Here is a 5,760-nt window from a genome sequence, read left to right as displayed (position 1 = left end):
ATCAGTGGCCGGATAAAATCGGAATGGGTGGCCGGATACTTTCGGAATCGCTGGCCGGATCGCTCCGGAATACGCAGGCAATCTTCTCGTCAAATTTACTTTGCCAAAATATTCCTTCCTTTGCGCGCAGTGAAGTTTCAAGTCCTGCCGCGTCAATACGCGGATTTCTAAGCTGAAAATCAAAGAAGGCGTCCAATCCCAAACAAACTGTCGTCCAGCCTTCCATACCGCGGCAGGAACTATACTGGATGGCGCGCAACTGTCCGTCTCTCAACGGGTAAGTTCGCCGGTCCTCCTCTTCAAATCCGCGCCAGCTATCACGTGCATTGACTTCAGTGGCTTCGTCAAAGAGAGCAGCGAAGTTGATCCCCTTCGCCATTTTTGCGGAGGGCAGGCAAATAAGATTGTCAACTGCTTTGATCGTGCTTTCCTGACGCTGGTCGTTTTCCAATATATCAAGTCCGCGCTCGACAGCACGCCGCGCGTCTGGTTCAATCATGACAGTGAAACGCCCGCCATGGGTGTCTGGGTCTGGTACAAGATCCCAATCAGAAAGACCTAATTCACGCGCTATCTCAGCTACAGTTTGGCAGGTCGCTGCCTTTGTACGGCGCGATGCACGCAACCCGTGGCGGCGGTTAATGGGAATGTCGCCTTGGTCCCAATTGCAGCGATCCTGCCCTACGAACTGATCTACACCGTCTGCGACCACTACATGCTCGGGACCGACAAGACGGAACATAAGATCGCGCTGCTTTTCCTCCCAGTCTTGGCCCTCATCAACCAAAACAAAATCATACTCGTGCTCTATTGGATTTTCATAGTTCATTAGATCGAAAAGGCGACGCTCCTCGCGCGCGCCAATATCCGGTATTGTTTTGACAGCCTCCTCGGCCGCCATGCCAAAAGTCTGTGTGAAAATATCCTGCACAAAAGCATAGCGAGTTTTCAACTTCGGCAATGGGTTCAACGTTAGGTCTTTTTTTTCGATAAAGCGAAGAGCGCGATTGATGTCGGCAATTAATCCGTGATTATACGTTAACATCATGGTGCGCTTTCCTTGCCTGGCAAGGTGCAATGCAACCTGGACTAATGCAAAAGTCTTACCTGTTCCACCGCGCCCGCGCAGAATTAGAAGCCCGTTTCCTAGATTTTGGATATATGCCGTCTTGTCTGCGTCAAAGCGGGTTTGCGTAAGAGCGTTTACGCGCCGCAGATCCAATCTTGTCGGACTTACCTTGTGTGTCAAAAGCGCGCGCAACGTCTCGATACTGTGATGTGTCGGATGATCAAAATGATCGACTAGCGTGCGTACGCTGCCCCTATTGGTGACGAAACCATCGACCAGCCCGTTCCAGTTGAGATCGGCGAAATGCACGGGCACGCTGCTCTTGGCTGGGATGCCGTCAAAGGCAGACTCTTGCGCGCGCGGGAACCAGATCGCTCGCTGCACAAATGTGGACTGGCGGCGATTTTTACCCTTATAGGTGGATTTCTGATAACGCTTCAGAGCCCAAGTTTGCTCGTCACATTGATATGTGGCATCACTCCACAGTTGATCATAGCGCACAAGAACTCTGGGGCCTTCGAAGCGGATCAAGTCAGGCGAATGCTGCTTTACCTCGATCACCAACACAAAAGAGTGGATCGGCGTACCTTCCGGCGTTTTGAGATGAAGTCTCTCATCCCGCGCGTCGTGATAGAGCAACACAAGGTCTATCTCACGACCAGGTAAGGAAAGGCTGCACAAGATGTCCGCGGTGATGTCTGGATGATCTAAGCGCGGTTCGCTTGCTATAAGTGCGTCCCTCAACAGCTCTGCATTGCGCGTTTCTCTATTGGGCGTCCCCGACAATATCCGTAACGTCATTTTGCCAAATAGCCCCTTTGTTTTGTACGTTATCACTTCTCAGTAAGTGGCACAAGTGCTTGGCAAAAAAGGAGAAGTTGCGACGGCTCTAGCTCTTACGGCTATATGGCAATCAGCAAGTCGCGGAACCGACAGTATCCTTTCTGCAATATCCAACTGAGCGTTGAGAGAAGTCCCAATGCCCGCTCACCAGGCAATCGCGCTCGGGGCGTCGAACACGATCTGCTATCAAAGTCGGCGACATGGCCGAATCTTATGCGCCCCCTTGGCACCAGTGTTTTGGCAGGTCATGACATTCCCGCGCAGATCGACGGCGATGGTGTCTTCGCAGTCCATTCCACATTTCTCGCCGAGGGCTTTAGGCGGCTGGCGGCTGGCGGCTGGCGGCTTTGCAGACTGCGCAAGAATTAGTCACTGTCTATCGCTACCGTCTCCAGTCTCCTTGATGGCGAGTATTGCTCTCAAATGACCGGAACGAAAACCCGCTAGGTCCAATCTGGTCAGTCCAAAACTATTAGCGCATCACACCTGCATCGCCATGGCTTGCCCGAACAGCGCGTCCATGGCCTCGTGCGAGTATCCCAGCAGGTAACCCAATTCGTCCATGGACGGGCTCAGGCGCCGCCAGTCGCCCGCGTTCTTGATCGTCTCGCGCATCGCCCAGAGCGTGTCGGGATCCTCGGCCATTGCATCGAGGGCGGCACAGGTGTCCGGGCCGAGCACGAGGCGCCCTTGCAGGCGGGAGCAGACCATGGTTTTTCGCAAGTCGTGCAGGTGGTCCGCCTCCATATAGGGGGCGTCCGCCTGGAATGTCCCTGTGTCCGGGGCATAGGCCATGCCGACGCGGGCCAGGCCGGTGGACCCGGTTTCTTCCACCCAGACGCCCTTCAGAGTGGCGACGTGCGCGGCATCGGCGAGGATCACATTTGTAACCAGTGTGCCGTCGATTTGTGCAAATTTTGCCATTACGGGCCCCCGTCAGTAGGCAAGCGTCCCGGAGGACAGGAATGTGTGGATCGTGTAGCCGCCGACTTCGGTGATCGTGCCGCCCGTCAGGGTGGGAGGACCGGGGTAGCGCGCAATGACCACGCCACTGCCACCGGACCCGGAATCATCATCGTTGCGCTGTCCGCCACCGCCACCACCGAACCCGTCGACGCCACTTGTTGCAGCCCCTGCAGGACTGTACCCGCCGGTGCCCGCGTTGTCCCCCGCAAGGCCGGGAAGTGTGGAGGTGTAGGACGCGCCACCACCGCCGGACCCATAGACCTGGGGGGTGCCGGAGATGTCCGAGGTAAACCCGGCGCCCCCCGTGCCGCCTCGACCGGCAGAGCTGGCACCGCCCGCGACAGTTGCGCCGCCTCCACCGCCGCCGCCCGAGTTGTTTGCCCCGATTGACCCGTTTTTGCCCTGTCCGGCGATCCCCGCACCAAAGCTACCGGCGGAATACTGGTAGAGAGAGCCGCCGCCGCCCGACCCGCCGCTTGCGGGCGCTGCCCCGGTGTAAGAGCCACCATAGCCGCCCCCGGTGGCAACCACTGTGGCGAGGCTGGAGTTCCCGCCACGGGTCCCGACGCCGCCCAAGGGCAGAGGGGCCGCGCCACCCGCGCCGACCACGGCGGAGAGGGCCTCCCCCGCGAGCAGGGTGAGTGATCCTGCAAGCACCCCACCGCCACCGCCGCCCCCTGCATAGTAGGCGCCGCCGCCCGACCCGCCGCCCGCCACGACCAGATATTCGATCACCACGGGGGGCGGGCTGAACGTGAAGATCGCCTGCTTTACCCGCTGGGCCGTCATGACCTTGATGGTGTCGGTGCCTGCTTCGGCTTCGGCCTGGGTCGCCGCTGCCCGCGTGATCTCGACAATGGCGTCAGTGCCATCGTTTTTCTTCATATAGAGCTTGCCGTCATAGGTGTTGACGGCAAGCTCGCCGAGCTCGATCTGGGCGGTGGTCGGCACCTTGGCCGGCACGGCCGAGCGCTTCATCCTGATAGCCATATGGCCTCCTGTTCATGGGCTCATCTGAGCGGGACTGTTGGAGATGAGACGGGTTGACCGATCTCAACGGCGCGGGATCGGAGTGGGCCGCCATCAAGGGCGCTATTGATAGTGGGTCTGGATGGCAGGCCCCTCAACCAGGGTCACGGCTTACGGCCGCCACCCGCAGATCCGCGCGCCGGTTTCGTTATGGGCGAGGATCTGGCGCGCGGTGCCGGGGCTCAGCACATCATCGCGCGACGGCCGGATTGGATCGGCCCAATCACAGTCACTTGGAAGCTGGCGGAGGCCCGTCGCGCATCCAGCGGTCAAGACGGCGATCGAGATCAGCATCGCTTGTGGTGTCCACCTCATGGCGGGTTTCCTTTGCTATGATCATGTTGCGGATGCGGGCCTCGGTGCGGCGCGCGGCATAGGCCGACGCGCCCGCCGCCCGACCGCTGCGCCACAGGGTGTAGAGCGCGACGATCGCCGCAAGCAGGAGCGCGCCCGCGAGGGCAAGGCGCCGGCCGAACGCCGGGATCAGCGATAGACAAAACGCGACCATCTTACTGACCCCCCGCCCGAACCCGGGCTGCGACCGGTCCGGTAATCCTCGATCCGCGCTGCTCGCGCCCGCACCGCATAAATTATTACACCGACAAACAGCGCCGCCCCGATCCAGGGCAAGAGGGCGGGTAGCGCGCCCTCAAGGCCGAACAGGACCAGCGCGCGGGCGGCAATGCCCTGTGCCGCCTCGATCTGGTCCAGCGCCGGCGTGATCTGACCGGCAACGGATCCCGCGACGCCGATCGCCCCGAGGCCGATCTGGGCATTGGCCGCCGTTACGATCCGCGAGCCCTCGGGCATGCCTGCGGCCCGCTCGGGCGACACGGCGCGGCGCGGGGCGCGGGCCAGCGCGTCTACAAGTGCCGCGTCAATGATTGGCACCAGCGGCAGGTCATGATCGGCGCGGAAGGCCAGGATCGCGCCGCGGGTGCGGCTGCCCAGGATGCCGTCCGCGTGGCCGACCTCGTGATAGCCCAGCCCGTCGAGCGCCGTCTGCACCTGCGCTGTGCTCATCGTCACGCGGGGGGCGACAGTCCCGGCCCGGCGCACACCGAGCAGTTTTGACGCCGCATAGCGCTTGATATTGACCGCGTCGCCCTGATTGCCGCCCAGCACCTCGATCATCTGGCCGGATTGCGCGACAAAGAAGCCGACATGGCCCTGCCAGGACGAGCTGCCCCGCCGGAACACGACGATGTCGCCCTCTTGCGCCTCCGCCAGTTCCAGCGGCACGCCCCACTCCAGATAGGACCGCGCCGTCAGTTTCCGCGTCGAGCGGAGGCCGGCCTGCTCGAGGCAATGCCCGACAAAGGCCGCGCACCAGGCCACATCATCATGTTCGACCCGGTCCTGACCGATGGTGGCATACATCTCGAGGATCTTCGGATTGTCCGTAGGGCCCGGGCCTTCGGTCGTGCCGATATAGGTGCGGGCGGTATCATAGGGCGTCATGTGGCTCTCCCATGCCAAAGGAACCGCCGCCCGGGATAGGCGGCGTGTGTGATCTCGTTCGAATTGATGCGGGGTTACTTCTTGCGCCCGAGCCAGCTGCAGATCAGCGCCTCGGCTCCGCGCGGTCCAAGGTAGGCCAGCGTGGCCACAAGCCCGGTGCTGACCTGCTGGCCCAGCCCGAGGTAATTCGCCGCCGCCTCGCCGATGACCGCCATGCCGATGGCAACGGGGATCTCCCACAAGAGCTCCTTGCCAAAGAACCGCCGCCGGCCCAGCTTGACCTCGCCCGAGTGATACATCAGCCGGCCGGTAAATGCCCCGATCAGCGTGGTGACCGCCCCGCCGAACAGCGCATTGATGGTCTCGATGAAGCTGTTGTCGCCGCCCATGCC

Annotated in this window: 7 protein-coding genes; 1 reads left to right on the top strand and 6 read right to left on the bottom strand. The window is 61.1% G+C overall.

The window, feature by feature from the left end; translation table 11 throughout:
• Position 1: 1 nt before the first annotated feature.
• Positions 2 to 1,870, bottom strand: coding sequence for a hypothetical protein (locus ACEN2R_RS20580; RefSeq protein ID WP_442044766.1), 1,869 nt, complete (start codon positions 1,868 to 1,870; stop codon positions 2 to 4).
• A gap of 255 nt (positions 1,871 to 2,125) precedes the next feature.
• Here ACEN2R_RS20580 and ACEN2R_RS20575 point away from each other — a divergent pair, with 255 nt between their 5' ends.
• Positions 2,126 to 2,281, top strand: a complete 156-nt coding sequence (locus ACEN2R_RS20575; protein WP_442044764.1) for a hypothetical protein — start codon at positions 2,126 to 2,128, stop codon at positions 2,279 to 2,281.
• A 111-nt stretch (positions 2,282 to 2,392) separates the two neighbouring features.
• Here ACEN2R_RS20575 and ACEN2R_RS20570 read toward each other — a convergent pair whose 3' ends face one another.
• From ACEN2R_RS20570 to ACEN2R_RS20550, 5 genes are all read right to left on the bottom strand, one after another.
• Positions 2,393 to 2,836 (bottom strand): hypothetical protein, encoded by a 444-nt coding sequence (locus ACEN2R_RS20570; protein WP_442044761.1) that lies wholly within the window; start codon positions 2,834 to 2,836, stop codon positions 2,393 to 2,395.
• 12 nt (positions 2,837 to 2,848) lie between these two features.
• Positions 2,849 to 3,868, bottom strand: a complete 1,020-nt coding sequence (locus tag ACEN2R_RS20565) for a glycine-rich domain-containing protein (RefSeq protein ID WP_442044759.1) — start codon at positions 3,866 to 3,868, stop codon at positions 2,849 to 2,851.
• 268 nt (positions 3,869 to 4,136) lie between these two features.
• Positions 4,137 to 4,415: a hypothetical protein gene (locus ACEN2R_RS20560; RefSeq protein ID WP_442044757.1), complete on the bottom strand. Its 279-nt coding sequence runs from the start codon at positions 4,413 to 4,415 to the stop codon at positions 4,137 to 4,139.
• A complete protein-coding gene (locus ACEN2R_RS20555) occupies positions 4,391 to 5,368 on the bottom strand; it encodes a C40 family peptidase (RefSeq protein WP_442044755.1) in 978 nt (325 codons plus the stop codon). The genes ACEN2R_RS20560 and ACEN2R_RS20555 overlap by 25 nt, the downstream gene beginning before the upstream one ends.
• 74 nt (positions 5,369 to 5,442) lie before the next feature.
• On the bottom strand, positions 5,443 to 5,757 hold the full coding sequence (locus ACEN2R_RS20550; RefSeq protein ID WP_442044768.1) for a phage holin family protein: 315 nt from the start codon (positions 5,755 to 5,757) through the stop codon (positions 5,443 to 5,445).
• Positions 5,758 to 5,760: the final 3 nt, after the last annotated feature.

Origin of the sequence: Pseudogemmobacter sp. W21_MBD1_M6 (assembly GCF_052119585.1) — a bacterium.
Classification (GTDB): domain Bacteria; phylum Pseudomonadota; class Alphaproteobacteria; order Rhodobacterales; family Rhodobacteraceae; genus JBGQOJ01.
Note: the sequence above shows the minus strand (reverse complement) of the source record. Positions and strands in the feature narration are given on the sequence as shown.

What these genes read in the sequence shown, in the direction of transcription:
- ACEN2R_RS20580 (WP_442044766.1), bottom strand. Translation starts at nt 1,870, where the DNA reads ATGACGTTACGGATATTGTCGGGGACGCCCAATAGAGAAACGCGCAAT.
- ACEN2R_RS20575 (WP_442044764.1), top strand. Translation starts at nt 2,126, where the DNA reads ATGCGCCCCCTTGGCACCAGTGTTTTGGCAGGTCATGACATTCCCGCG.
- ACEN2R_RS20570 (WP_442044761.1), bottom strand. Translation starts at nt 2,836, where the DNA reads ATGGCAAAATTTGCACAAATCGACGGCACACTGGTTACAAATGTGATC.
- ACEN2R_RS20565 (WP_442044759.1), bottom strand. Translation starts at nt 3,868, where the DNA reads ATGGCTATCAGGATGAAGCGCTCGGCCGTGCCGGCCAAGGTGCCGACC.
- ACEN2R_RS20560 (WP_442044757.1), bottom strand. Translation starts at nt 4,415, where the DNA reads ATGGTCGCGTTTTGTCTATCGCTGATCCCGGCGTTCGGCCGGCGCCTT.
- ACEN2R_RS20555 (WP_442044755.1), bottom strand. Translation starts at nt 5,368, where the DNA reads ATGACGCCCTATGATACCGCCCGCACCTATATCGGCACGACCGAAGGC.
- ACEN2R_RS20550 (WP_442044768.1), bottom strand. Translation starts at nt 5,757, where the DNA reads ATGGGCGGCGACAACAGCTTCATCGAGACCATCAATGCGCTGTTCGGC.